At 68.4% G+C, this 24,530-nt stretch carries 22 protein-coding genes; 10 read left to right on the forward strand and 12 right to left on the reverse strand.

The window, feature by feature from the left end; translation table 11 throughout:
• Positions 1-83 precede the first annotated feature (83 nt).
• The gene (locus ACJJV6_RS03770; protein ID WP_268743655.1) at positions 84-1,340 is read right to left on the reverse strand and encodes an FAD-dependent oxidoreductase; all 1,257 of its coding nucleotides are present in this window, start codon (positions 1,338-1,340) and stop codon (positions 84-86) included.
• Positions 1,341-1,483: 143 nt separating this feature from the next.
• Here ACJJV6_RS03770 and ACJJV6_RS03775 point away from each other — a divergent pair, with 143 nt between their 5' ends.
• The 3 genes from ACJJV6_RS03775 to ACJJV6_RS03785 all read left to right on the forward strand — a co-directional run bounded on the left by ACJJV6_RS03775 (position 1,484) and on the right by ACJJV6_RS03785 (position 5,338).
• Positions 1,484-2,146, forward strand: coding sequence for a low molecular weight phosphatase family protein (locus ACJJV6_RS03775; RefSeq protein WP_009356613.1), 663 nt, complete (start codon positions 1,484-1,486; stop codon positions 2,144-2,146).
• A gap of 218 nt (positions 2,147-2,364) precedes the next feature.
• Positions 2,365-3,480 (forward strand): LCP family protein, encoded by a 1,116-nt coding sequence (locus tag ACJJV6_RS03780; RefSeq protein WP_407709998.1) that lies wholly within the window; start codon positions 2,365-2,367, stop codon positions 3,478-3,480.
• A 175-nt stretch (positions 3,481-3,655) separates the two neighbouring features.
• The gene (locus ACJJV6_RS03785) at positions 3,656-5,338 is read left to right on the forward strand and encodes an alkaline phosphatase D family protein (protein ID WP_407709999.1); all 1,683 of its coding nucleotides are present in this window, start codon (positions 3,656-3,658) and stop codon (positions 5,336-5,338) included.
• Between the two features lie 78 nt (positions 5,339-5,416).
• Here ACJJV6_RS03785 and ACJJV6_RS03790 read toward each other — a convergent pair whose 3' ends face one another.
• Together ACJJV6_RS03790 and ACJJV6_RS03795 are read right to left on the reverse strand one after the other, a co-directional pair.
• The gene (locus ACJJV6_RS03790; protein WP_354175896.1) at positions 5,417-5,803 is read right to left on the reverse strand and encodes a hypothetical protein; all 387 of its coding nucleotides are present in this window, start codon (positions 5,801-5,803) and stop codon (positions 5,417-5,419) included.
• Complete coding sequence (locus tag ACJJV6_RS03795; protein ID WP_009356617.1) at positions 5,804-6,151, reverse strand: PadR family transcriptional regulator; 348 nt, start codon at positions 6,149-6,151, stop codon at positions 5,804-5,806.
• 149 nt (positions 6,152-6,300) lie between these two features.
• Between ACJJV6_RS03795 and ACJJV6_RS03800 the strand changes: the two genes are divergently transcribed.
• Complete coding sequence (locus ACJJV6_RS03800; RefSeq protein WP_035751843.1) at positions 6,301-7,086, forward strand: histidine phosphatase family protein; 786 nt, start codon at positions 6,301-6,303, stop codon at positions 7,084-7,086.
• Positions 7,055-7,996, forward strand: coding sequence for an NAD(P)H-hydrate dehydratase (locus ACJJV6_RS03805; protein WP_052014006.1), 942 nt, complete (start codon positions 7,055-7,057; stop codon positions 7,994-7,996). The genes ACJJV6_RS03800 and ACJJV6_RS03805 overlap by 32 nt, the downstream gene beginning before the upstream one ends.
• Positions 7,997-8,429: 433 nt before the next feature.
• On the opposite strand, the gene ACJJV6_RS03810 is transcribed toward ACJJV6_RS03805, so the two are convergent.
• The 3 genes from ACJJV6_RS03810 to ACJJV6_RS03820 all read right to left on the reverse strand — a co-directional run bounded on the left by ACJJV6_RS03810 (position 8,430) and on the right by ACJJV6_RS03820 (position 11,569).
• Positions 8,430-8,852, reverse strand: a complete 423-nt coding sequence (locus tag ACJJV6_RS03810) for an Hsp20/alpha crystallin family protein (protein WP_009356620.1) — start codon at positions 8,850-8,852, stop codon at positions 8,430-8,432.
• Between the two features lie 564 nt (positions 8,853-9,416).
• Complete coding sequence (locus tag ACJJV6_RS03815) at positions 9,417-11,030, reverse strand: FAD-dependent monooxygenase (protein ID WP_407710000.1); 1,614 nt, start codon at positions 11,028-11,030, stop codon at positions 9,417-9,419.
• Positions 11,006-11,569, reverse strand: coding sequence for a hypothetical protein (locus ACJJV6_RS03820; protein ID WP_009356622.1), 564 nt, complete (start codon positions 11,567-11,569; stop codon positions 11,006-11,008). The genes ACJJV6_RS03815 and ACJJV6_RS03820 overlap by 25 nt, the downstream gene beginning before the upstream one ends.
• A 170-nt stretch (positions 11,570-11,739) precedes the next feature.
• Here ACJJV6_RS03820 and ACJJV6_RS03825 point away from each other — a divergent pair, with 170 nt between their 5' ends.
• Positions 11,740-13,977, forward strand: coding sequence for a S9 family peptidase (locus ACJJV6_RS03825; RefSeq protein ID WP_009356623.1), 2,238 nt, complete (start codon positions 11,740-11,742; stop codon positions 13,975-13,977).
• 71 nt (positions 13,978-14,048) lie between these two features.
• On the opposite strand, the gene ACJJV6_RS03830 is transcribed toward ACJJV6_RS03825, so the two are convergent.
• Positions 14,049-14,498, reverse strand: coding sequence for an SRPBCC family protein (locus ACJJV6_RS03830; protein WP_152419505.1), 450 nt, complete (start codon positions 14,496-14,498; stop codon positions 14,049-14,051).
• 250 nt (positions 14,499-14,748) lie between these two features.
• Between ACJJV6_RS03830 and ACJJV6_RS03835 the strand changes: the two genes are divergently transcribed.
• Both ACJJV6_RS03835 and ACJJV6_RS03840 read left to right on the forward strand, forming a co-directional pair.
• Positions 14,749-14,955 carry a DUF2945 domain-containing protein gene (locus tag ACJJV6_RS03835; RefSeq protein ID WP_009356625.1) on the forward strand — a complete coding sequence of 69 codons (207 nt, stop codon included), beginning with the start codon at positions 14,749-14,751 and terminating at the stop codon, positions 14,953-14,955.
• A gap of 4 nt (positions 14,956-14,959) precedes the next feature.
• Positions 14,960-16,156: an FAD/NAD(P)-binding oxidoreductase gene (locus ACJJV6_RS03840; RefSeq protein WP_354175901.1), complete on the forward strand. Its 1,197-nt coding sequence runs from the start codon at positions 14,960-14,962 to the stop codon at positions 16,154-16,156.
• A 100-nt stretch (positions 16,157-16,256) separates the two neighbouring features.
• Here ACJJV6_RS03840 and ACJJV6_RS03845 read toward each other — a convergent pair whose 3' ends face one another.
• A complete protein-coding gene (locus tag ACJJV6_RS03845; RefSeq protein WP_009356626.1) occupies positions 16,257-17,423 on the reverse strand; it encodes an acetate kinase in 1,167 nt (388 codons plus the stop codon).
• A 140-nt stretch (positions 17,424-17,563) separates the two neighbouring features.
• On the opposite strand from ACJJV6_RS03845, the gene ACJJV6_RS03850 reads away from it, so the two are divergent.
• The gene (locus ACJJV6_RS03850) at positions 17,564-17,851 is read left to right on the forward strand and encodes a hypothetical protein (protein ID WP_009356627.1); all 288 of its coding nucleotides are present in this window, start codon (positions 17,564-17,566) and stop codon (positions 17,849-17,851) included.
• 66 nt (positions 17,852-17,917) lie between these two features.
• Here the strand turns inward: ACJJV6_RS03850 and ACJJV6_RS03855 are convergent, their stop codons facing one another.
• The 4 genes from ACJJV6_RS03855 to ACJJV6_RS03870 all read right to left on the reverse strand — a co-directional run bounded on the left by ACJJV6_RS03855 (position 17,918) and on the right by ACJJV6_RS03870 (position 22,839).
• A complete protein-coding gene (locus ACJJV6_RS03855) occupies positions 17,918-19,105 on the reverse strand; it encodes a fumarylacetoacetate hydrolase family protein (RefSeq protein ID WP_009356628.1) in 1,188 nt (395 codons plus the stop codon).
• Positions 19,102-20,631 carry an aldehyde dehydrogenase (NADP(+)) gene (locus ACJJV6_RS03860; RefSeq protein ID WP_009356629.1) on the reverse strand — a complete coding sequence of 510 codons (1,530 nt, stop codon included), beginning with the start codon at positions 20,629-20,631 and terminating at the stop codon, positions 19,102-19,104. The genes ACJJV6_RS03855 and ACJJV6_RS03860 overlap by 4 nt, the downstream gene beginning before the upstream one ends.
• Complete coding sequence (locus tag ACJJV6_RS03865) at positions 20,628-21,974, reverse strand: L-fuconate dehydratase (protein WP_009356630.1); 1,347 nt, start codon at positions 21,972-21,974, stop codon at positions 20,628-20,630. Before ACJJV6_RS03865 ends, ACJJV6_RS03860 begins: the two co-directional genes overlap by 4 nt.
• A 166-nt stretch (positions 21,975-22,140) precedes the next feature.
• Positions 22,141-22,839: a GntR family transcriptional regulator gene (locus tag ACJJV6_RS03870; RefSeq protein ID WP_009356631.1), complete on the reverse strand. Its 699-nt coding sequence runs from the start codon at positions 22,837-22,839 to the stop codon at positions 22,141-22,143.
• Between the two features lie 266 nt (positions 22,840-23,105).
• On the opposite strand from ACJJV6_RS03870, the gene ACJJV6_RS03875 reads away from it, so the two are divergent.
• Positions 23,106-24,437 (forward strand): MFS transporter, encoded by a 1,332-nt coding sequence (locus ACJJV6_RS03875; RefSeq protein WP_354175904.1) that lies wholly within the window; start codon positions 23,106-23,108, stop codon positions 24,435-24,437.
• Positions 24,438-24,530 lie beyond the last annotated feature (93 nt).

Genomic DNA, 24,530 nt, shown 5'->3' on the forward strand with positions numbered 1-24,530 from the left:
GCTCTCTCACTTACCGCACCCCATCGGCCGACGCTCTCTCACTTTCCTGAGGAAAGTGAGAGAGCGTGCCTTCGAGAATGGCGTTAGGTGAGAGAGCGTTGGTTTGGCCGGCGGCGCCTGGCTTTGGGTGCCGCCGGCTTCACATGCTCGGGGCGGATCCCGACGCCCACGAACCGGGCGGTCACGCGCCGCAGCACCGGTGAGGCGAGCCGGAGGACAGGAGGCAGCCAGCGGGGCGCAACCCGGCTGCCGCTGGTGGCCCTGGCAAGCACCCGGTGCCCGCCGCGCTGGAGCCGCTGCATGATCTTGACCGGCATCTCGCGCCGGCGCTGGACGGCGGCGAGCTTCTCCGGCGGTGCGGTGCCGACGGCAAGGTCTGCCGCAATGGCGTTGGCCAGTGCCACCGCATCCTGGATCGCGAAGTTCACGCCCACGCCGAACATCGGGGACATCGCATGCGCGGCATCGCCGATGGCAATGAACCCGGGGCGGTGCCAGCGCCGCAGCCTATTGATCCGGACGGACAGGAGCTTGACCTGGTCCCAGTCCTGCAGCGTGCCGACAACGGTCTTGAGGAAGGGTGCCGCGTACGTGATCCGGTCCCGGAGCGCACCGAGCCCCGCCTTTTCCAGCCCGTCGAACCCGCCCTTTTCGATGACCATGCCCGACTGGTACCTGTCGCCGCGGTCGATCGTGAGGACCATGCCCCGTGACGAGACGTAGGCGAGGGTTACCGGCGGCGGGTCGGGCGGCTTGGGCAGGCCGAACCAGAGCACATCGATGGGCACACCGTACTCGTCGGGGACCAGTCCCGCCGCCGCCCGGAGCACCGAGGCACGCCCGTCGGCAGCGACGGTGAGCGTCGCGCGGAACTCCCGTCCGCCGTCGGGCCCTGTTGCCCGGACGCCCCGCACCTGGTCCTGCTCCATGATGAGTCCGGTGGCCTCGGTCTCCATGTGCAGTTCGAAGGTGGGGAACGCCGCAGCCTCGCCGGCCAGGAAGTTGAGGAAGTCCCACTGCGGGGCGAGGACCAGGAAGTTGTCCGGGCCCCGAAGGCTGTGGAAGTCGACGAGGGTGAATCGCTTGCCATCCACCACCGCGTCCATCGTGGACAGCCTGGTCAGCGGCAGCTGCAGGAACTTTTCCCGCAGCCCGAGTTCCCCCAGCAGGGTCACGGTTGAGGGGTGGACGGTGTCGCCGCGGAAATCGCGGAAGAAGTCGCCGTGCTTCTCCAGCACGGCCACCTTCAGGCCTGCCCGCGCGAGCAGGTAGCCGAGCACCATGCCGGCCGGTCCGCCGCCGGCGATCACGCAATCATGTTCCGACGTCTCTGCAGTCACGTCGTCCCCTCTCCGTTTCCCGGGCTGCTTCCATGGTGGCGGCAGCGGGCCGGGATGGGTAGTGCGGGTCCCGGGGTGTTGCGTGTTAAGTTGAAAGGCACGGGCTGAACGTCCGTCCACCAGCTGGGAAGAGGGACATCTCCTTGGACACATCCGCACCAGTACGAATCCTCACCGTCTGCACCGGCAACATCTGCCGCTCCCCCGTGGCCGAACGGCTGCTGCAGGCAGGGCTGGACCAGGTGCTGCCCGGCGGTTTCGAGGTGGCCAGCGCCGGAACCCGGGCCATGGTGGGCGACCCCATCCAGCCTCTCTCCGCGGACATCGTGCGGACCTTCGGCGGCGACCCGGAGGGCTTTGCGGCCCGCCAGCTCACCCAGAAAATCCTCCGCGGCGTCGACCTGGTGCTCACCATGACCTCCGGCCATCGCGGGGAGGTGCTGCAGCTGGACGCGTCCCTGTTGAAGCGGACCTTCACCATCCGCGAGTTCGCCCGCATGCTCGACGTGCTGGACGAGCGGGACGCCTCCTCCCAGCCGCCCGCCGCTGCTTCGGACATGCCCGACGGCGGCGATCCCCTGGCTGCCAACACCGCCTTCTGGCGCGGCCTGCCGGCCCGTGCGGCCGGGGTGCGCCACCTCTCGCTCCCCGCGGACGCCGCCGAGAACGACGTCATCGACCCCTACCGCCGCGCCCCCGAGGTGTACCGGCAGATGGAGGACGAGCTGGCCCCGGCCATCGTCTCCATCCTCCGCCACGCACGCCTGCACGCCCCCGACCGCCGGAAGGCTGCCAACACGCTGTAACCGCAGCTGCGTGCCTCTGTGCGGTTTTCCTGTGGATTCCCCCGATGTGCCGCCATGCTTCCCGGTGCTAGATTCCCGCAATGGAAAGTGCCCGGATCACGGTGCCGTTGCGGGACCCGGTCCGGGAACTGGCAGATGACAGTTTGGACAAGTTTGTAGCCAGCAGGGGGCTGGCGGGCGGACACTAAACCCACCAATCACAATGAGGTGGAGGCAGCATGAGCACTCCAGGCGGTTCCGGCCCTTCCGGGGCGGCAGGTTCCGGAGCGGATCCGGCAGGCCACGGCATGGTGGCGCACGGGCGGCGGCGCTGGATCGCGGCGCTGCTGGCGCTGGTGCTCGTCGCCGCGGCCGTGGTGGCGGTGATCAGCCTGAACCGCGCCGGCCAGGAAGCGCAGCCCGCGGCGACCCAAACCGAGTCGCCGAGCCCCACGCCCACTCCCACGCCAACCCCCACGGAGACAACGCCGGCGGCGCCACCGCCTCCCCCGCCGCCACCACCCATCCCTGAGCTTCCGGCGACGCCCATGAACGTGCTGGTGATCGGCAGCGACAGCCGCGCCAGTGCCCGGGAGGCGGCTGACCACACGGCCAGGACCGGCGAAGCGATCGACCACCGCGCCGACACCCTGATGGTGGTCCATGTCCCCGCGGACCGCCGGACGCTTTACATCGTGTCCATCAACCGCGATACCTGGGTGGACATCCCGGGCTTTGGGGGCGCCAAGATCAACGCCGCGCTCCAGTACGGGGGCATCGACATGCAGACCTCCACCGTGCAGTCGCTGCTGGGGATCACCATCGACCACACCCTCATGCTGGACTTCCACGGCTTCCGCGGCCTCATCGACGGGCTGGGCGGGATCGACGTCAACGTGCCCATCGCGTTCCAGTCCACCCACGACACCCAGCATGTCTTCGCTGCCGGGGTGAACCACCTGGACGGGCAGTCGGCCCTGGAGTTCGCCCGCGAGCGCTACGCCTTCTCGGACGGCGACTTCCAGCGGGTCCGCAACCAGCAGATCCTGCTCCGCGCCATCCTGGCCCGCCTTACCGGCGGCGGGGCGCTGAATGACGTCAACGCCGTGCGCGGACTGGTGGATTTCGCCGCCTGCTGCCTCACCGTGGACCGCGGCTTCGACCCCGTACAGGTGGCCATGCTGGCGTACAGCCTCCGCAACCTGGACCCCAACGCGATCGGCACCATGACCATGCCCACCGCCGGGTCCGGGTTCGTGGCCGGCCAGTCGGTGCTGTTCCCGGACTACGGGGCCATCGCCGCGGTGGGGGCTGCCCTGCGCGAGGGCAGGATCGCCGAGCTCGCCAGGCCCTAGGCCAGAGCCGCCCGCTTCCCTGCGCAGTGAACTCGGGTTTCACCGCGCAGGGACTGCCCCGGCGCAGTGAGTCCGGGCTTCACCACGAGGATCCGCCCACGCTGTTCAGCCCCGGCTCACCGGAAGTTCACCCGCGGGAAAAGGTCTGTGCGCCGGGCGGCGGAACCCTGAGGGCATGACTTCCGCTTCCCGCACTGAGATTTCCCGCCGCACCATCGTCAAGGGCTCCGTCCTGGCCGCCGCACTGGCCTCCGTACCCGCCGCCGCGAGCGCAGCACCCACCCGGTCCGGCGTTGCCCTGGTCCGCAACCGGCTCACCCTGCCCAGCGGCATCGCCACCGGCGACGTCACATCGGACTCGGCCGTCCTGTGGTCCCGGGCCTCGGGCGCCGGCCGGATGACGGCACTCCTGCGCGCAGTGGACGATGCCGGCCAGATCCTGCGCGGGCGCGGCGCCTTTGAGCGCACCCTCCGCGGGCCACGGGCCACCCAGGCGTCCGACTTCACCGCCAAGATCCACGCCGGGAACCTGCCGTCCAACACGCGGTTCGCGCTGGAGATCAGCTTCGAGGACGACGGCGGCGCGGCCAGTGAGACGGTCCGCGGCAGCTTCCGCACAGCCCCGGACGCCGGGACGTACAACGGCACGGGCCGCACCGGCAGCACGGGCAACGGAGGCGAGGTCCCGGCGTCGTCCGCGCAGAGCTTCGTCTGGACCGGCGACACGGCCGGGCAGGGCTGGGGCATCAACGAGGAGATCGGCGGGATGCGCGGCTACCGGGCCATGCACCAGACCCGGCCGGACTTCTTCATCCACTCCGGCGACACCGTGTACGCGGACGGCCCGATCGCCGAAACCGTGGTGGAGAAGGACGGGCAGGTGTGGCGGAACCTGGTGACCGAGGAGGTGTCCAAGGTGGCTGAGACGCTGACCGAGTTCCGCGGCCGGCACCGGTACAACTCGCTGGACGCGAACATGCGGGCCCTGTTCGCGGACGTGCCCGTGATCGCCCAATGGGACGACCACGAGACCACCAACAACTGGTACCCCGGGGAGATCCTGGAGGACCCCCGCTACACGGTGCGCGACGTCAACACGCTCGCCGCCCGTGGCCGGCAGGCGTGGCAGGAGAACATGCCCATCGCGGACAGTGCCGCGCTGTGGCGGCCGGGAACGTTCGACGACGGCGGCCAGTACCAGCCCGCGCGCATCTACCGGAAGATCTCCCGCGGACCGCAGCTGGACATCTTCTGCCTGGACATGCGGACCTTCAAGTCCCCGAACACCGACGGCAAGGAAACTTACACCACCAGCATCCTGGGCCAGGAGCAGGTGGACTGGCTGATCCGGGAGGTCTCGGCGTCGAAGGCCACCTGGAAGGTGATCGCGGCGGACATGCCCCTGGGCGTCATCGTGCCGGACGGTCCGGTCAACCAGGAAAGCGTTGCCAACCGCGAGGCCGGCGCTCCGCTGGGCCGCGAACTGGAGATCGCAGGGGTCCTTAGCGCGTTCAAACGGAACCGGGTGAAGAACACCGTGTGGCTGACCGCAGACGTGCACTACTGTGCCGCGCACCACTACTCCCCCGAGCGGGCGGCATTCACCGACTTCGACCCGTTCTGGGAGTTCGTCGCCGGGCCCATCGCCGCCGGGTCTTTCGGTCCCAATGCGATGGACGGCACGTTCGGGCCCGAGGTGGTGTTCTCCAAGGCGGGCCGCTTCCCGGGTGAGTCACCGCGCGACGGCGAGAACCAGTTCTTCGGGCATGTCCAGCTGGATACCGACGCCTTCACCGTGAGCCTGCGGAACGCCAACGGTGCCACGGTGTTCTCGAAGGTGCTGACGCCGGAGCGGTAGGTCTGTCTTTCAGCGGCGGCGGGAACCACGGGAGCCTGCCGCCGCCGCCGTCGCATCCCGCCTCCGTCCCGGGAATTCTTAGCGGAGGTCGGGGAGGCGCCTGTCCAGGTATTTCCCAGTGAAGACCAGCGCGGCAGTCAGCACGAGGATGGACGCGAAGTACGTGAGCGCGCCTGTCACGCCGAAGCTGACCCCCGCCACACCGCGGAGCACCAGGTACAGCCCCAGCAGCCCAATCACGAGTCCGGCGGCAAGCCGCCCAACGCGGGCACCGAGGGACATAGAGGTTCCCGCAGGGAAGGAGGCCGCATAATCACGCGGCTGACCGAAGGCCTCCTCGCCGCTTTCACCGCTTACAGCAAGGTGGCTGTGGACTTCCTGCAATGTGCTGCTGACCATGTCTTCGCTATGTTTCCGCTGGCGCAACTCATAGGCCAGAGCCTTCAGGTATTCCTGTGATGACATCTAGTGAGCCTTCTTTGCTTGGAGGAGTTTGTTGATGATTGAGGTGAAGGCATCCCAGTCCGATGAGGATTCCTGAAGCCGTTGCCGCCCCTTATCGGTCAGTGAATAAAACTTCTTCCCCGGACCCGCCTCGCCTTCCCGCCACTCTGAGCTGACCAACCCATCAAGTTCGAGGCGATTCAGGGCGGGATAGATCGTGCCACCGCTGAGCCCATCAATGCCGGATCCCTTCAAGACTTGGATGACCTGATATCCGTAAGCCTCGCCGCTGGTGGCCACGGCCTGAAGGAGGCAGACAGGAAGCGCGGCCCGGACCCAGTCGCTGGGCCAACGCTTTTCTGGATTCATAGCTAGATAGTCTCACAGACTAGGTAGTCACACAACCGTCTGGAAGCTGTGCTTTCCCTATCGGCCGGCCGCCGTCGTCCGGTTATTTTCCCTGCCCGGTGGGTACGCCGCTGGTAGTGTTCCTGCATTCGGCACGGCACGCGGACGGGGTGATCTTTTTGAACGACGACGGACTGACACAGGCAGTACAGGAGGCCGGGGCGGTGGAACTGCTGCTGGTCCGGCACGGCGAGAGCGAAGGCAACGTGGCTGCCACGGAAGCCCGGCTTGCGGGGGCGGAGGTCATTGACGTGCCCGCCCGCGATGCTGACGTGAACCTGTCCGGCACAGGTCAGGAACAGGCCAAGGCCCTGGGAATCGCGCTGGCCCGGATCGCCCAGGAGTTCCGGCCGGACGCTGTGGTGTCCTCCCCCTACGCCCGGGCCCGGCAGACGGCGGAGATCGCCGTCGAGGCTGCGGGCTGGCCGGCGGAGGTGCGCACGGATGAAAGGCTGCGCGACCGTGAACTAGGCATCCTGGACCGGCTGACCCGGCTCGGCGTGGAGAAGCGCTACCCGGATGAGGTGGAGCGCCGCTCCTGGCTCGGCAAGCTCTACTACCGGCCGCCAGGGGGTGAGTCCTGGGCGGACGTGGCCCTCCGGCTCCGCTCGGTCCTCAATGAGCTAAACAACCTGGGCAACGGGCACCGCGTGATGCTGGTCTGCCACGACGCCGTGATCATGCTGTTCCGCTACGTGCTTGAGGGCATGTCCGAGCAGGAACTCCTGGACCTTGCCGCGGACACGGCCATCCTGAACGCGTCGATCACCCGGTATGTGCGTCCCTCCGGCGCGGGGCCATGGACACTGGAGAGCTTCAACGTGGCCGACCACCTCGCCGAGCAGGGCGTGGAAGTTACCGAGCATGCAGGGGACACAAGTGTCCACCCGCGGTGACGGCGCCGGCCCCGTGCTGGTCACGCCGTCGCTGCTGCGCGACTGGCCGCTGCCGGCTCCGGGCGAGGACAAGTATTCGCGCGGCTCGGTGCTGGTGGTCGGCGGTGCGCGGGCTACTCCCGGCGCTGCCCTGCTGGCCGGAACCGCAGCCCTGCGCGCCGGCGCCGGGAAGCTGACGCTCGCCGTCGCCGAATCCGTGGCGGTGCAGGTGGGGGTGGCGCTGCCGGAGTGCGGGGCCATCGCCCTGCCCGAGACTGCCGAAGGATCGGTGAAAGCCGACGGGCTGGACCGGATCTCGGCCTACCTTGACCGGGCGGACGCCATCCTGGTGGGCCCGGGCCTGGACAATCCGGACCTGGCTGAAGAGCTGCTGCGGGCCCTGCTGGAGCGGGAGTCCGCCGATGGCGGGCCGAAAGACGGGGAGGGCGCCGCCGTCGTGCTTGACGCCTTCGCCCTGGGCGGCCTGACCAAGATTGAAGAGCAGCTGGAGCCGTGGCGGGGACGGCTGATCCTGACCCCGAATCCGAAGGAAGCGGAGATCCTGCTGGGCCGCGACATCGGGGACCTGGAAAGCGACGTGGCCGCGGTTGCCCAGCAGTTCGACGCCGTGGTGAGCTGCCAGGGCATCGTCGCCCAGCCGCCGAGCCCGGGGGGCAAACGGGAACCGGAGCTGTGGAAGATCACCACCGGGTACGGCGGGCTGGGGACTTCCGGCAGCGGGGACGTGCTGGCCGGGGCGATTGCCGGCCTCAGGGCGCGCGGGACCAGCGGCGCCCAGGCCGCCTGCTGGGGAACGCACCTTCACGCCGCGGCTGCCGACCGGCTGGCCAGCAGGATGGGCCCGCTCGGGTTCCTGGCCCGGGAACTCGCCGACGAACTGCCCGCGCTGATGCTGGAACTGAACACCTGAACGCGGGGTCACATCCCGCCCGATTCCAGCTGATTATTGGGCGCTAAATGACCCCGCGTTGGGATCAGATAGCCCGGGCAAAGTGATGGCCCCCTGCTTGGAAGCTCGGGGGCCATCGTATCGGAGGGGATCACTCGCAACTGCCGATGCGCTACCGGCGCTGTGGCGTCCCTTAACGGCAAACCGCCCAAAACTGGCAGATACAACGCGTTCGGATCCTCCCGGTAACCCTGTTCTAGCACCGGCAGGCGGACCAGGACAAGGCATCCCCGCCGGTAACTTTGGACGACCCCCGGCCGGAGCCGGGGGCCACCGTATCGGGAAGTACGGGTTGACGCTGCCGATGCGCTGTCTGGCGCTGTGGCGTGCACTTGGCGACCCGCCCCATCCTGGCAGTCAACAGAGAACCCGACGTCCCGATCCTTGGAGGGAACTAGGCCGCGATCTCCTGCTTTGCCCCCTTCGTCTCGATCTCGATCTTCCGCGGCTGGGCCTTCTCGGCGACAGGAATCCGCAGCGTCAGGACACCGGCATCGTAGCTTGCCTTGATCTTGTCGACATCCAGGGTGTCCCCGAGGATCAGCTGGCGGCTGAAGACGCCGCGCGGCCTCTCGGAGGCGATCAGTTCGGTGTCCTTGCCCGCAACGTCAGGCCGTTCAGCCCGCACCGTCAGGACATTCCGTTCCACATCCAGATCCACTGAATCCACCGCGACGCCGGGCAGATCGAAGGCCACGACAAATTCCTTGTCCTCCCGCCAAGCGTCCATCGGCATGGCTGCCGGACGCGCTGCCGTTCCGAGGACCTGCTGGGCCAGCCTGTCCAGCTCGCGGAACGGATCGGTTCGCATCAACATGGCTTCCCTCCTCGTAAGAGTTGGTCCAACACTATTCTTGAGTACCAGCCGATCTGTATTGGCTGATATAGATTTTTTAGCACTGCAGAGGGAGATCCGCAAGCGGTCCGGAAGGGAATTTTCCAAACTTTTTGGGGCCTGTCCGGGGCATGGAAAAGGGGCCTTCCGCAGTGGGCGGAAGGCCCCTTTCGGGTGGTCCCTGCTAACTCCGGGTGGGGTCCGGGCGGAGCGGGGCCGGCCCCGGATCGGGCACCGGCAGCGGGCCTGGAGACGGCGGCGCCGGGAACGGGTTGGGAGATGGATGTCCGGGCTGGGGCTGGGTGGGGTCCGGCGGTGTGGGCTCGGGGCCGGGTTCCGGCGGGAACGGCTCGGGTTCGTGCACTGGCGGGATGGTCATAAACTTCCCCTCTCACGCGTGGCTGATGTGCCTGGCGTGATCAGGATACGCCTGCCGCCTGAAGGTCACTAGGCCCCCTCACGGCCAGTTGCCCCATCAGCTACGGCTGCTAATACCCTCTTTTAGGGACCATAAGTGACAGGGCATCACGGCGGCGGATGGCGGGTTCAGTCCCCCAACGCGCCCACCAGCCGCAGCCAGTCCCGCAGCTGGTGCACATCCGCTGCCGCGCACCGGAAGCCGATGTGTCCGTCCGGCCGTACGGCCACCAGCCCTGAACCGGGGTGGCTGGTGAGCCGGTGCACGTGGAGCAGCGGGGCCTGCCGGGCGTCCGCAGCGGTGACTGCGGCCGCAACGTCCGGGCCGGCGTCGCGCTCCAGGAAGATATGGATGCCGGGCACGGCGGTCAGCCCGTGCAGGCGGACCTTCCGGCCGTCCACTGTCGCGGGCCCGTCCGGCAGCCGGTCCCCCGGCCTCGGCCAGCTGCCGGCCCGCGGTGTGCCGTCCACGGAAATGGGACTGCGCCGGTACCGGACGAAGGGCTGCGCCAGCAGCCTGATCCCTTTCGAGGTGAGCCAGCGCCGGCGGAGCACCAGCGGAAGTAGCGGCGCACAGAGCGGCAGCAGTGCGCGGATGGCCCGGGCGGCAGGATGCGGTGACGCCTCCCCGAAGAAGATGACGTGCGTCAGGGCAAGCACCCGCCTCGCGGCGAGCCGGCGTTCCTGCCCATAGGACCCGAGCAGCTCGGGCAGTTGCCGTCCGGCCTGGGCGACGAACCCCAGCCGCCAGCCGAGGCTGAGCGCGTCCAGGATTCCGTTGTTCATGCCCTGGCCGCCGGCGGGAGAATGCGCGTGCGCGGCGTCGCCGGCCAGGAAGACGGTGGTGCTGCCGAACGTGCCGGCAATGCGGTGCTGCAGCGGGACCTGGGCGGACCAGCGCACCTCCCTCACCGCGGCCTCCAGTCCGGACGCACGGACCAGGCGCACCACCTCCTCCGCCGGAACGGGCGGTCCGAGCTGCCCGTAGTGCGCGCCCGGCTGCGGTGCTGCCGGCCTTGTGGCCAGCATCCGCCACGAGGCGCCCTCGCCCAGCGCAAACAGGAAGGCCAGCCCGGCCGTCCCGACGGCGGCGTGCAGCAGCCCCGGGTCCAGGGACCCGTCCAGCTCCAGGTCGGCCAGGACCGCCTCCACCGGGTACGGCCCGCCCCGCCAGCGGGCCCCCAGGACGCCGCGGACGGTGCTGGACTGCCCGTCACACCCGGCCAGGAACCGGCACCGGTGCTGCTCCAGCCCGCGGGCGGTGTGGAGCTCCGCACGGAGAAGTCCGTCCGCAGCTTCCGGTTCCAGCCTGCGGAACTCGACGCCCCAGTCCACGGGGACCCCACGTTTCCGAAGCGCCTGCCAGAGCACGTCCTCGACGTCGGCCTGCCGGACCAGGGTCAGGTGCGGAAAGGCGGTGTCCGGAAGGTCGGCGCGGCCGAGCCTGGCGGCCACCACCTTGCGGCCCAGGTGGATGCGGGCTTCCGGAGCCGTATCCGCCCGGTCCAGCAGCTCGTCGGTGACGCCCAGGGGGCGGAGGCCTTCAAGCGCCCGGGCATGGAGCATCATCGCCCGGGACGGGCGGATCCGATCCGCGCGGCGGTCAACCACGCGGACCGTGGCGCCATGCGCGTGGGCCTGCAGGGCTGCGGTGAGGCCGGCGGGACCGGCCCCTACCACCAAGACGTCGGTGGCCGCCGTCGTACCTGCCCCCGCTGTCACGCCTGGCTGAGAAGCCGCCACCAGGCCCGGTCACCTTCCGCCGCCGCCATCCGGGCAGGATCGGCGAGCACCTCGTCCCGGCGCAGGCCGGGCAGCACCTTGTAGCTGATGGACCCGGGAACACTCACAAGCTCGAGGACGCGCCACAGGGCAGCCGCATAGTCGTGGGCCCGCGCCGCACCGTCCCATTCATAGAGGCCGCGGTAGGCGCCATTGGTATCGTGCGCGCACCACAGCTTGGACACGAACCCCGGGAACCCGACGAAGAGCGGGGTGTTGAGCAGGCTTTCAGCCTCGAAGAACCGGTGCGCCTTGCCCCGCACCAGCCGGAGCTTGAAGGCGACCACCAGGACGCAGGGCTCGGCGGGTGAGATCCGGTCGACGGCGGTCTCCCGGTAGACCCGTGCCGTGCTGCCGTCCGCGAAGCGGAGCACCCGGCCCACGTTGTTCCTGGGCAGATGCACCTGGCTCCGGGCCAGCATCACGCAGGTTTTTCCCACGCAGCGGGCCACCGCCCGCCACGCTGCGGCCCGCGGTGCGGGCCCTGAATCAAAGGACATGGTTGTCTCCCTTTCGCGGACTGGCGCTGTCCTTCCACCCTGCCGGGAAACGCACGCCCGATCCCAGAGTCTTTGGCCCCTTCCAGCCGGCTTGGGAAGGCACGACGGCGGTTCTCCCCCGGTAGCGAACGCGCCCTGCCCTTGGCGGGGACGGTGGCTATATTGAAGGCATGACCTCCACTCCGCTGCAGGATTCCGCCACCACGCCCGCGTCCGCCGCCACCCCGCCCGTGGCCAAGAAGGTCCCCCTGGAGCGGACACACCACGGGGACACCTTCGTGGACAACTACGAGTGGCTGCGGGACAAGGAGTCCGCCGAGGTGGTGGAGCACCTGAAGGCCGAGAACGCCTACCAGGAAGCGGTGACGGCGCACCAGGAGCCGCTGCGCGAGGCCATCTTCCAGGAGATCAAGGGCCGCACGCAGGAAACCGACCTCTCCGTTCCGCACCGCAAGGACGGCTGGTGGTACTACAGCCGCTCCGTGGAGGGCAAGGAATACGGCATCCAGTGCCGGGTCAAGGCCGCCGACACCGGGGACAGGACCGCCGACTGGACCCCGCCTGCCGTAGAGCCCGGCGTCGCGATCCCCGGCGAGGAAGTCCTGCTGGACGGCAACGTCGAGGCCGAGGGCAAGCCGTTCTTCTCCGTGGGCGGCTCGGCCGTGACCGTGGACGGCAACCTCTACGCCTACGCCGTGGACAACTCCGGCGACGAGCGCTTCACCCTTCGGATCAAGGACCTCCGCACGGGCGAACTCCTGCCTGACGTCATCGAGAACGTCTTCTACGGCGTCTCGTTCTCCCCCGACGGCGCGCGCATCTTCTACACCGTGGTGGACGATTCCTGGCGCCCGCACCAGGTGAAGGCGCACGTGCTGGGCACGCCCGTCACCGAGGACGTGGTGATCTACCAGGAGGACGACGCCGCCATGTGGCTGGGCTTTGAGCTCTCCGCAGACCGGCGCTACCTGGTGCTCGGCATCGGCTGCTCCGAATACAGCGAGACCCGGCTGCTCCGCTTCGACGACCCCTCCGAAACCGTCCGGACAGTGATCTCACGCAACGAGCGGGTCCTCTACGAGGCCGAGCCGTTCCTGCTGGACGGCCCGGACGGGCAAAAGACCGAGCGGATCCTCCTCACCCACAACCGCGGTGCCATCAACTCCATGGTCTCGCTGGCGGACCCGGCCGAGCTGGAGAAGCCGCTGGCCCAGCAGCAGTGGCAGACCGTCGTCGAACATTCCGACGACGTCCGGGTCAACGGCGCGGGCGTCACCGCCACGCACCTGATCGTATCCATCCGGAAAGACACTATTGAGCGGGTGCAGGTGATGGGCCTGGCCGGGCTGGGCACGCCGGCGCAGCAGGCCCCGGTGGAGCCGGCCTTCGACGAGGAGCTCTACACAGCGGGCGTCAGCGGATCGGACTATGAGGCCCCCGTCATCCGGCTGGGTTACACCTCCTACTTCACGCCGTCGCGCGTCTACGACTTCGTGCTGCCCACCCCGGAGCGGCCCGCCGGCGAGCTGCTGCTGCGGAAGGAAAGCCCGGTGCTGGGCGGCTACGACGGCAGCAACTACGTGGCCACCCGGGAATGGGCGACGGCGGCGGACGGCACCCGGATCCCGCTCTCCGTGCTGCGGCACAAGAGCATCAAGCAGGATTCGACGGCGGCGGGCCTGGTGTACGGGTACGGGTCCTACGAGCTGAGCATGGACCCGGGCTTCGGCATTGCGCGCCTTTCGCTGTTGGACCGCGGCGTGGTGTTCGTGATCGCGCACATCCGCGGCGGCGGCGAGCTGGGCCGGCACTGGTACGAGGACGGGAAGAAGCTCACCAAGAAGAACACCTTCACCGACTTCATCGCCGCCACCGACTGGCTGGCCGGCTCGGGCTGGGTGGACCCGGCGCGGATCGCGGCGCTGGGCGGATCCGCCGGCGGCCTGCTGATGGGCGCGGTGGCAAACATGGCGCCGGAAAAGTACGCCGCCATCGTGGCGCAGGTGCCGTTCGTGGACCCGCTCACCAGCATCCTGGATCCGGACCTGCCGCTGTCCGCCCTTGAGTGGGAGGAGTGGGGCAACCCGATCACGGACCCGCAGGCGTACGAGTACATGAAGTCCTACTCCCCGTACGAGAACGTGCGGGAGGTGGCCTACCCGAAAATCGCCGCGGTGACGTCCTTCAACGACACCCGGGTGCTGTACGTGGAGCCGGCCAAGTGGGTGCAGGAGCTGCGAAACCGGACCGCCGGATCCGAGCCCATCCTCATGAAGATCGAGATGGATGGCGGCCACGGCGGCGCCTCCGGCCGGTACGTGCAGTGGCGCGAGCGGGCGTGGGACTACGCGTTCATCGCCGATTCCCTCGGCGCCACCGAACTGCTGCCCGGGGCGGGCCTGAAGTAGCATCGACTGCTCCGTAACTGCCGTTTGGGAGGACCAAAAGGGCAGTTACGGAGCACTCGATGGGGCTGCGATCAGGTCTGCGGGTGCTCCGCCAGCCACCGGGCAAGGTTCTTGAGGTTGCCACGGAGTGACCAGCCCAGGATCCTGCTCACCAGCGGGTCGGGCAGCTTGTCGAGGAATCCCAGCCCTGATCTGACCTCGATACGTTCACTAAGGCGCGTGCCGCCGTCGGCCGGTTCCAGGTTGAATGCCACAGTGAGGTCGCGCTTCCCTTCCAGCGAGCGGGACACCAGCCGCCGGGGCGGGTCGAATTCCGTGTACTCGACGGTCCAGTCGGACCGCATGCCCATATAACTGTTCGAGCCCCACCCCCGCGTTCCCAGCCCCACGGGGCCGTCGCCCACCTGCCCGGACGCGGTAACGAACCGGTCATAGGCCGCGAGGTTCTCGAACTTCGACAGGAAATCAAAGACCTCCTGTGGAGGCCGGGCAACGACGATGTTTTCTTCCACTACAGGCACGGGGTTCTCCTCTGAGGGACGCCTGTTGCCGGCGGCCCGGCCGGTAGGAATGCAGGCACAGCGACAGCTTGGACCTGCCTCCAGTTCCTGTCAACGGCCGCTGCAGGGCGGTCTGTCGGATGCATGCACCGCCCTGTGGCGGCGGCCCGGCCGGAACGCTACCTTATGAAGGTAACCGTGCTTACCATTAGCGTCCGGCCACCGGCGCCCTGGAGCGCCAGCCTCCGCCAGATCCACCGAAGGAGAACACATGTCATTGAGCAAGGGAACATCCGTGGAGTGGAACACATCGCAGGGCAAGACGCACGGCAAGATCATCGAGAAGAAAACCAGCGACTTCGAGCTGGACGGCCACACGCACCGCGCCAGCGAGGACGAGCCGCAGTACGTGGTGGAATCGGCCAAGACAGGTGCCCGGGCTGCACACAAGGCCTCCGCCCTGACGGAGAAGAAGTAGCGCCGTGGCCGGGCAGCACGAGGTAGTGATCATCGGCGGCGGCAACGCCGGCGTGTCCCTGGCGGCGCGCCTGGAGCGCTACGGCGTCAAGGACGTGGCACTCATCGAGCCGAAGGACCACCACCTTTACCAGCCGCTGTTCTCGCACATCGCCGGGGGCCGGGCGTCGGCCAAGGAGGCGGTCCGCACCCAGGAGTCTGTGACCCCGAACGGTGTCACCTGGATCCGGGACAGCGCCGTGGACGTGGACGCCAACGCCAACACCGTCACGCTGGCGAACGGGTCAACCGTGGCCTACGGGCAGCTGGTGGTGTGCCCGGGCCTGCAGTACGACTGGGACGCGGTGCCCGGACTGGCCGAGGCCGTCCACTCCCCGCACGGCGCCTCGCACTACGAGTTCGAACTGGCGCCCAAGGCCTGGACGCTCCTCAGCGGGCTGACCTCCGGGACCGCGGTGTTCACCATGCCGGCGGGGCCCATCAAGTGCGGCGGTGCCAGCCAGAAGCCCATGTACCTGGCCTGCGACTACTGGCAGGAGCAGGGCGTCCTGGACAAGATCCGCGTGGTGATGGTCCAGCCCTACCCCACCGTCTTCGGCGTGCCGGAGGTGGACCGGGAGCTGGACCGCAAGATCGCCGAGTACGGGATCGAGCTCTGGACCAACAGCGAACTGGTCTCGGTGGACGCCGCCGGCCAGACGGCCAACATCCGCAATATCGAGACCGGTGAGCAGGAGTCCCTGCACTACGACGTCCTCAACGCCGTTCCGCCGCAGTCGGCGCCCGACTGGTTGAAAGCCACCGACCTGCCGGCGGCCGGGGACAAGGGCGGATTCGTGGAGGTGGACCGGCAGACGTTGCGGCACATCCGGTACCCCAACGTGTGGGCGCTGGGGGACGCCGCCGGCACCACCAACTCCAAGTCCGGAGGTTCGCTGCGCAAGCAGACCAAGGTGCTGGCGAAGAACCTGGTGGCGGCGCGGAAGGGGAAGCCGCTGACCCGGAAGTACAACGGCTACTCGGTATGCCCGTTCACCGTCTCACGCGACACTGTGGTGTTCGCCGAGTTCGACGACCGGTACCGGCCCATGCCCACCATCCCCCGGGTGCCCACGTGGAACGAAAGCAAGCTGTCCTGGGTGGTGGACCGGGACATGTTCCCGCAGATCTACTGGAACCTGATCCTCAAGGGCCGGGCGTAGGTGAGAGAGCGTCCCGGGAAAACCCACGATAAGTGAGAGAGCGTCCCGGGAACCCCATCGAGTGCTCCAATAATGCCGTTTTGGGCGCCGAAAACGGCACTTACGAAGCAACCGATGAGGAGACGACGGCGGCCGTCGCCTCCGCGATGGCGCGCTCCTCGTCCGTGGGAACCACCAGGACGGGGATGGCCGACTGCGGCGTGGAAATGACGCGCGGTTCCTTGGACCGCTCGGCGTTCAGGCCGCCGTCGAGCTCCACTCCCAGGGCTCCCAGCCTGTCCGCCACCAGCGCGCGGAACTGGTGGGAGTTCTCGCCGATGCCGGCCGTGAACACGAGGGCCTTGGCTCCGCCCACCGCCACATGGTAGCCGCCGATGTACTTGGCCAGCCGGTAGGAGGTGACCGCGAGCGCCGTCGTTGCCCGCGCGTCACCGTCTTCCGAGGCCTCAACGACGGAGCGCATGTCGTTGTTGCCTGCCAGGCCCTTGAGCCCGGATTCGCGGTTCAGCATGGTGTCGATGTCCTCCGGGGTCCAGCCGGCCCGGCCCAGGAACACCAGGATGGAGGGGTCCAGGTCGCCGGAGCGGGTGCCCATCACCAGGCCCTCCAGCGGGGTGAAGCCCATGGAGGTGTCCACGGACCGGCCGCCCTGGATGGCCGTGACGGAGGCGCCGTTGCCCAGGTGGGCGATGACGCCGTCGAACTCCTCCACCGGGATGTCCAGCAAAGCAGCGGCGCGGCGCGTGACGTACTCGTGCGAGGTGCCGTGGAAGCCGTAGCGGCGGATGCCGTGGTTGGTGTAGAGCTCGTCCGGGACGGCGTACCGCCAGGCGTGCTCGGGAAGGGTGCGGTGGAAGGCAGTATCGAATACGGCCACCTGAGGCATGTCCGGCCACTTCTTGGTGATGGCCCGGATGCCCAGGACGTTGGCGGGGTTGTGCAGCGGCGCCAGCGGGTTGAGCCGCTCGATGGCGCGGGTGATCTCGTTGTCGATCAGCACCGGCTCGGCGAACCGCTCGCCGCCGTGGACCACCCGGTGGCCCACGGCCCCCAGCTGCAGGTCGCCCAGTTCCTGGTGGATGGCGGCGTCCACCTGCTCTAGGGCTGCTGCATGGTCCCGCGGGCCCACGATCTCGCCGTCGCCCTCTCCCCCGTTGCCCATCCCGATCTTTTCGATCAGGCCCTCCGTGAGGACGGTTCCGGCCGCGACGTCACGCACCTGGTACTTGAGCGAGGACGAGCCGGAGTTGATGACGAGGACGAGCATGCGGGGCCTCCTGAGCCTTTGCGCCAGCGGTTCAGTCCCCACTATATGTGGGCCGGTTCCGGGAGCGGATTCCTTGCGGATCGGGCCTGGCTGTGCCTACAGTCGGCGGACAGGCTGGACCACGCCGAGAGGACATTCCAATGACGAACGAGCCCACTTCGATCGACGAGAACGACCCCACCAACACCGGATCCAGCAGCACCGCGCCGCTCCACACCGGCGCCGGTTCCGGCACCAAGGACCCCACCGGCGTCGAGGGCGCCAATCCCGCACTGGACGATACTGGCAACCCCAAGGCCGGCGAGACGGGCGAGGCGCCGCAGCCGCCCGAGAACCCGGAGAGCCTGGACCTGACGCCGCAGGGCCTGTCGGATGAGCCCGCCAAGGAAGAGGACAAGGAAAGCCTGGCCAAGCCGGACAACAGCTGACCACAGCGGAAAGGACGACGTCGGCACCCATGGTGGGTGCCGGCGTCGTCCTTCGTTAATAAACGCCTACGTCCGCTGGGGCTGCCGCTGTCCGGCCAGGTAGTCGAACAGCTGGCGGAGGCCGAAGGACCATTCCGGCAGCTCCTCGCAGGCTCCAACCCGGTTGACCAGGGTGCCGAGGTGCCTGCAGCTGATGCTCACCACGTCGCCGTGCTTGTGGGTGAAGCCCTGCCCCGGTTCGTCCCGGTCCTGCGTGGGCGCGAACAGGGTGCCGGTGAACAGTGCGAAGCCGTCCGGATACTGGTGATGCCGTCCGTAGGTCGCCGAGACGAGTTCCTCGAAGGGGCGGCTGATCCGGGCAACACTGTTCCGTCCTTCGAGCCGGAAGCCGTCCGGGCCCTCCACCCGCAGCAGGATCTCCTCCGCGCGCAGCGTCTCCAGGGTGAACGTCCCATCAAACAGCCGGATCAGCGGGCCGAGTGCGCTGGAGCCGTTGTTGTCCTTGGCCTTGCCCAGCAGCAGGGCGCTGCGGCCTTCGACGTCGCGGAGGTTTACGTCGTTGCCGAGCGTCGCCCCCACCACCTGGCCACGGGACGTGGCAATCAGCACCAGTTCGGGCTCGGGATTGTTCCAGGCGGAGAAGGCCGGGATGCCGATTCCGGCGCCGAGCCCCACGGATGAGAGGACCGGCGCCTTGGTGAAGACCTCCGGGTCCGGCCCGATGCCCACCTCCAGGTACTGGGACCACAGCCCCTCGGCCATCAGGATGCGTTTGGCCTCGGCCGCTTCCGGGGAGCCCGGCCGGATCCCGTGGATGCTTCCGCCGAGGGCCTTCCCGACGAGTTCCCGCATGCCGGCTGCGCGGCCGGCATCACCCGCGCAGCGTTCTTCGATCACCCGCTCGATCATGCTGTCCACGAACGTCACGCCGCAGGCTTTGATGACCTGCAGGTCAACGGGCGCCAGCAGGTGCGGCCGGGCGGTGTCCCCGGCGAGGGAAGCGCCGACGACGTCGTCCGTCGACCAGCGCGGTTCGGCCAGGTCCGGGTCCGGCAGCGCAGCACGGACGGCTGCGGCGGGATCCGGCAGTTCCAGCAGTTCCGAGACGGTTCCGGCCAGGCGGTGCAGGTCGTAGACCGTGCCGCCGCTGACGGCAACCGGGCGCGGCCCGCCGGATTCAACGTCCCAGACCCGGCCGATCAGGAGTGCCTGCGCGGCATCCTCAGGCAGGACGGAGGCGGCGGAAATATTCACTGCAGGCCCTCCCCGCTCGACGTGCGGGAACCGGACCCGCCGGACGGGTGGTGCCAGACGCCGTCGACCCTTTGCGGGACGCGCCACGGATTGCCGTCCTGCAGCGGTTCGGGCAGCCGCGCCGCCGGGAAGGACTGGTACGCCACGGGCCGGAGGAAGCGGCGGATGGCCGCCGTCCCCACCGATGTGGTGGCGGACGTGGTGGCCGGGTACGGCCCGCCGTGGTGCTGGGCGTAGCTGACGGTGACGCCCGTGGGCCAGCCGTTCCAGAGGACCCGGCCGCTGATGTCCACCAGCCGGGCAGCCAGCGCCGCGACGTCGTCGTCCTCCTCGGCCTGCAGCGTGGTGGTCAGCTGCCCTTCCAGCAGCCCGGCCAGTCCGGGAAGCTCCGCCTGGTCCTGGTACTCCACCACCAGGCTGGCCGGACCGAACATCTCCTGCCGGAGCAGGCCGGGATTCTTCCGGACCTCCGCGGCGGTGGTGAGCAGGACCGTGGGGGACGGCTCCTCGGCGAAGTCGCCCGCCAGCAGGACGTCAACACCCCCACTGCCCCGAAGTCCGGCAACCGCGTCGGCGTAGCCTGCGTGCAGCCGCTCGCTGAGCAGCCGGGCGGGTGTGAAGGCCGAGAGCTCCTGTTCCAGCTGGCCGCGGATCTCCGCCGCGTGCCGGGCAGGAACGAACAGCAGGCCGGGCTTGGTGCAGAACTGGCCCATGCCCAGCGTGAAGGACGCGGCGTAGCCGGCAAGGATCTCAGCCCGCCGCGACGCCCAGGCCTTTGGCATGGCGAAGACTGCGTTGATGCCGCCCAGCTCACCGAAGAACGGAATGGGCTCGGGCCGCGCGGCGATGCGGTTGAGCAGCGCCCGGCCGCCCGCTGTGGAACCGGTGAAGCCGACAGCCTTGACCAGCGGGTCGTCCACAAGTGCCTCCCCCGCCTGGCGGCCCGTCACCAGGGCGAACAGGCCCGACGGCGCGCCGGCACCATCCAGCGCGTCGGTCACTGTCCGGGCGGTGCGCGCTGCCAGCTCCGCATGGGCGTCATGCGCCTTGTGGACGACGGCGCAGCCGGCCGCCAGGGCCGAAGCGCTGTCGCCGCCCATCACGCTGAAGGCGAAGGGGAAGTTCGAGGCCCCAAACACGCCCACGACGCCGAGCGGCACGTTGTACCGCCGCAGGTCCGGCCGCGGTCCCATGCCCCAGGCGGGATCGGCGTGGTCAATGGTGGCGTCAAAGTGCTCGCCGAGCCGGATTTCAGCTGCAAAGAGGCGCAGCTGGAAGACAGCGCGCTTCAGTTCACCCTCCAGCCGGGCAACAGCCAGGTGGGTTTCCCGGGCGGCGATTTCAACCAGCCCGGCGCTGTCCTGCTCGAGGCCCGCGGCAATGGCTTCCAGCCAGCCGGCGCGCCGGTCCGGGTCCGCCTGCCGGCCCAGCTCGAAGGCGCGATGGGCCGCCTCCACCGCCTCGTTCAACTGGGCCACGGCGGTTGCCGGCTGCAGCGTGCCGGCGGACAGTCCGGCGGCGCTCATCGCCCGGTTCCCGCAGCGGCCAGGGACGCGCCGGTAACGGCGGCGCGGTTGCCCACTTCCTGCCAGCCGGCCCCGTCCGGGAATTCCCAGCGGGCCCGGGAGGCGGCATACATTTCAGCTCCGGTGCCGGGCAGAACCGGGGCGGCGTAGCGCCCGCCGACGATCCGGACCGGTTCGGCGAAATGCTCGTGCAGGTGGTCCACAAATTCAATCATCCGGTTTTCCTGGCTGCGCCCCACCACGGCGTAGTCGAAGAAGGAGAAGTGCTGGACCAGCTCGCACAGGCCAACACCGCCGGCGTGCGGGCACACCGGTACGCCGAACTTGGCTGCCAGCAGCAGGATGGCGATGTTCTCGCTGACGCCGCCCACGCGGGTCGAGTCGAGCTGGAGCACATCGATGGCGCCGGCCTGCAACAGCTGCTTGAAGATGATGCGGCTGGCAACCGCCTCGCCCGTGGCCACCCGCACCGGGGCAACGCCCTTGCGGATGTCGGCGTGGCCGAGGATGTCGTCGGTGCTGGTGGGCTCCTCGATCCAGTACGGGTTGAACTCAGCCAGCTGGTTGACCCATTCAATGGCTTCGGATACTTCCCAGCGCTGGTTGGCGTCGATGGCGATGGGGAGGTCTCCCACCGCTTCCCGGGCAAGCGCCATGCGGCGGCGGTCGTCGTTGATGTCCCCGCCCACCTTGAGCTTGATCATCGAGAAGCCGTCGGCCGCGGCCTCCTTGCTCAGCCGCACGAGCTTTTCGTCGCTGTAGCCGAGCCAGCCCGGCGAGGTGGTGTAGGCGGGGAAGCCGTCAGCCTTAAGCGCGGCAATCCGCTCCTCTTTGCCAGCCTGGCCGGCGCGCAGGATGTCCAGCGCCTCCTCCGGGCTTAGGGCGTCCCGGATATGGGTGAAGTCGACCACGCTGACGAGCTCTTCAGGGGTCATTTCGCTGAGCAGGAGCCACAGCGGCTTGTTTTCGCGGCGGGCACGGATGTCCCACAGCGCACTGACCAGGGCGCCGCACGCCATCTGGGTGACGCCCTTTTCCGGGCCCAGCCAGCGGAGCTGGGAGTCGTGGATGAGGAGCTTGGAGGCGCCGCCAAGATCGTAGATGAGTTCGTCGATGTCGCGGCCCAGGAGCAGGCGGGCGTAGGCGTCGATGGCTGCCGTGAGGATTTCGTTGCCCCGGCCGCAGCTGAAGACGAAGCCGTGGCCCTCGTCGCCCGCATCGGTGCGGATGACCACGTAGGCGGCAGAGTAGTCGGGGTCCACGTTGACCGCGTCGGACCCGTCAAGCTCCAGGGACGTGGGGAAACGGACGTCCTGGGTCTTGATGGAGGTGATGGAAGGCATGGATCTCAACTTTCATGGAAGAACTGGAGAGGGAAAGATTTGATTCCTATACGAATTATGAAAATCATATAGGACAGGTGACGCAGGTCAAGCCCCCACCTGCCCGGCCGGCTTCCGGAGGCACCAAAAAGCCCCGGCCACTGCGGGCCGGGGCGAAGGGTTGGACCTACGTGATGATGCGCTTCCGGGGCGGGCCACTGTCTTCGAGCGGCGCAAGCTCGCCCTCGAAAGCCTTGGCGAACCTGTCGAAGGAGTTGCGGATATGGGTGGTCATTGCGGCCTCGGCCTGCTCCGGATCGCAGGCTTCGATTGCCTCCCGGACGGCCGTGTGTTCGGCTACCGTGATGGCGCCGTCCACATCGGCGGGGTACAGGCGGAAGGTGTGCAGGTGGCAATGGGTCTGGGCGAAGGCATGCCGGACCACGGGATTTCCGGACGCGGCGAGGATGGTGTCATGGAACCGGGTGTCATGGGCCACCAGGTCCTGGCGCAGGTCCCCGCTGGATTCCATGACATCCCGGAAAGCCTCAAGCTCCTTCTTCAGGGCAGGAGCCGGATTGGCCAGCCTGTCCACCGCAGCAGCCCGGGCCGCCCAGGGCTCGACGAGGAGTCGGAACTCAAACAGCGAGCGCAATTCGGGCAGATCCAGCAGGGGCGTGGTGCTGTATCCCCGCCCGGGGTTGTAGACCACCAGGTTGTCGCCCTCCAGTCGCTGCAGGACCTCGCGGACCGGAGTCTGGGACACTCCCAGGCTGCGCGCCACGGCGTCGATGTTGATGCGCGCCCCCGGGGCGAGGTCGCCTTCCAGGATGGAGGCCCGCATGGCCGAGTAGACGTCGGAGACGGCAGCCTTGCCGCGGGGCATGTCGGACGCTGGACGTGGGGGCACGCAATTACCTCTTGAATTCGCTGTGGACTTGGCACCCGGACGGGCGGGAGCCACTTGGGGAATCATAAGCCACGCGCCGGGGCGGACCGGCGCGAAGAACAAATTCCCATCAGGACTTGATCCCCATCACAATTTCTATATGATTAACCAGATTCCTATACGATTTCGCTGAGCAGATCGGCACCCTCCCCATCCCCCTGTGCGTAATGCACCGAAGCCATGTATACGTCGAAGGAGACCGCATGACTACGCTCGGAAGTAAATCGTCCATCAACACCTCCACACCCCCCTCCCGCCTGATGACCCGGAAGCGCTGGGCCATCATCTGGCTTGCCTTCGTGGGCCTCAGCATCAACTACCTGGATCGCTCCAGCCTCAGCGTCGCCCTGCCTTTCATGGGCGAGGACTTCGAACTCACCGCCACCCAGCAGGGCCTGATCTTCGCCGCGTTCTTCTGGGCCTACGACTTCTGCCAGCTTGCTGCCGGCTGGTACGTGGACAAGGTGGGACCGCGCCGGTCCTTCTCGCTGGCCGCGCTGTGGTGGTCCGTCTTCACCATGGTGACCGCCGCCGCCTCCAACTTCTGGTCCCTCTTCGCCGCCCGTTTCCTGCTGGGCGTGGGCGAAAGCCCCGCCCCCAGCACTGCAGCGAAGGTAGTTGCCACCTGGTTCCCCGTCCGCGAACGCGCCTTCGCCACCAGCATCTGGGACTCGGGCTCACGCGTGGGTGCCGTCATTGCCCTGCCAATCGTCACCCTCATCGTTGCCTTCACCTCATGGCACGCGGTGTTCATCATCATCGGCCTTGCGGGAATCATCTGGGCCGCGGTGTGGTGGAAGGTCTACCGCAGCCCGGAGGAGCACCCGGGCGCAAACGCTGCCGAGGTCAGCTACATCCAGGAAGGCGGCGCCCGCGGTGCGGCCAGCGATGACGAAGGTGCAGCCAAGCTCCCGTGGCGCTCCCTGTTCAAGTACCGCACTATCCTGAGCATGATGTTCGGCTTCTTCTGCCTGAACAGCGCCATCTACTTCTTCATCACGTTCTTCCCGAGCTACCTGGTGAAGGAACGCGGCTTCGACCTCCTCAAGCTGGGCTTCTTTGGCGCCATTCCTGGCATTTGCGCTGTCCTGTTCGGCTGGCTGGGCGGCTACCTGGCAGACCGTGCCGTCCGGGCCGGAGCCCCGGTCAGCAAGGTCCGCAAGATCGCCATCGCCGGAGGCCTCGCCGGCGGCTCGGTCATCATGTTCGCCGCCCTGGTGCCGGAGGCCTGGATGGCCCTGGCACTGCTGTCCCTCGCCTACTCCAGCCTCACCGTCGCCGCCACCGGCATCTGGTCGCTGCCGGCCGACGTCGCGCCAAGCTCGCGCCACGTCGGTTCCATCGGCGGGCTGCAAAACTTTGCGTCCAACCTCGCCGGCATCTTCACCCCGATCCTGATCGGCGTCCTGGTGGACCAGACCGGATCCTTCGTGGCACCGCTGGCAGTGATCGGCTTCGTCTCGCTGATTGGTGCAGCGAACTACCTGTTCGTCATCGGCAAGATCGAGCCCCTGAAGGTCAAGGCCGAGGCCTAGCCCCTCACTCAGACTGCGACGGCGGCACCCACCCGGGTGCCGCCGTCGTCCGTCATCGCGGGGTCACTGCACGCCCAATCCAGGGGCCGGAAG

Source organism: Arthrobacter nitrophenolicus (assembly GCF_045833485.1).
Lineage (GTDB): Bacteria > Actinomycetota > Actinomycetes > Actinomycetales > Micrococcaceae > Arthrobacter > Arthrobacter nitrophenolicus.

Coding starts and splice junctions, on each gene's coding strand:
- ACJJV6_RS03780 (WP_407709998.1), top strand. CDS start 2,365: ATGAGCACTCCAGGCGGTTCCGGCCCTTCCGGGGCGGCAGGTTCCGGA.
- ACJJV6_RS03785 (WP_407709999.1), top strand. CDS start 3,656: ATGACTTCCGCTTCCCGCACTGAGATTTCCCGCCGCACCATCGTCAAG.
- ACJJV6_RS03790 (WP_354175896.1), bottom strand. CDS start 5,803: ATGTCATCACAGGAATACCTGAAGGCTCTGGCCTATGAGTTGCGCCAG.
- ACJJV6_RS03795 (WP_009356617.1), bottom strand. CDS start 6,151: ATGAATCCAGAAAAGCGTTGGCCCAGCGACTGGGTCCGGGCCGCGCTT.
- ACJJV6_RS03805 (WP_052014006.1), top strand. CDS start 7,055: ATGCAGGGGACACAAGTGTCCACCCGCGGTGACGGCGCCGGCCCCGTG.
- ACJJV6_RS03810 (WP_009356620.1), bottom strand. CDS start 8,852: ATGTTGATGCGAACCGATCCGTTCCGCGAGCTGGACAGGCTGGCCCAG.
- ACJJV6_RS03820 (WP_009356622.1), bottom strand. CDS start 11,569: ATGTCCTTTGATTCAGGGCCCGCACCGCGGGCCGCAGCGTGGCGGGCG.
- ACJJV6_RS03825 (WP_009356623.1), top strand. CDS start 11,740: ATGACCTCCACTCCGCTGCAGGATTCCGCCACCACGCCCGCGTCCGCC.
- ACJJV6_RS03835 (WP_009356625.1), top strand. CDS start 14,749: ATGTCATTGAGCAAGGGAACATCCGTGGAGTGGAACACATCGCAGGGC.
- ACJJV6_RS03845 (WP_009356626.1), bottom strand. CDS start 17,423: ATGCTCGTCCTCGTCATCAACTCCGGCTCGTCCTCGCTCAAGTACCAG.
- ACJJV6_RS03850 (WP_009356627.1), top strand. CDS start 17,564: ATGACGAACGAGCCCACTTCGATCGACGAGAACGACCCCACCAACACC.
- ACJJV6_RS03860 (WP_009356629.1), bottom strand. CDS start 20,631: ATGAGCGCCGCCGGACTGTCCGCCGGCACGCTGCAGCCGGCAACCGCC.
- ACJJV6_RS03865 (WP_009356630.1), bottom strand. CDS start 21,974: ATGCCTTCCATCACCTCCATCAAGACCCAGGACGTCCGTTTCCCCACG.
- ACJJV6_RS03870 (WP_009356631.1), bottom strand. CDS start 22,839: ATGCCCCGCGGCAAGGCTGCCGTCTCCGACGTCTACTCGGCCATGCGG.
- ACJJV6_RS03875 (WP_354175904.1), top strand. CDS start 23,106: ATGACTACGCTCGGAAGTAAATCGTCCATCAACACCTCCACACCCCCC.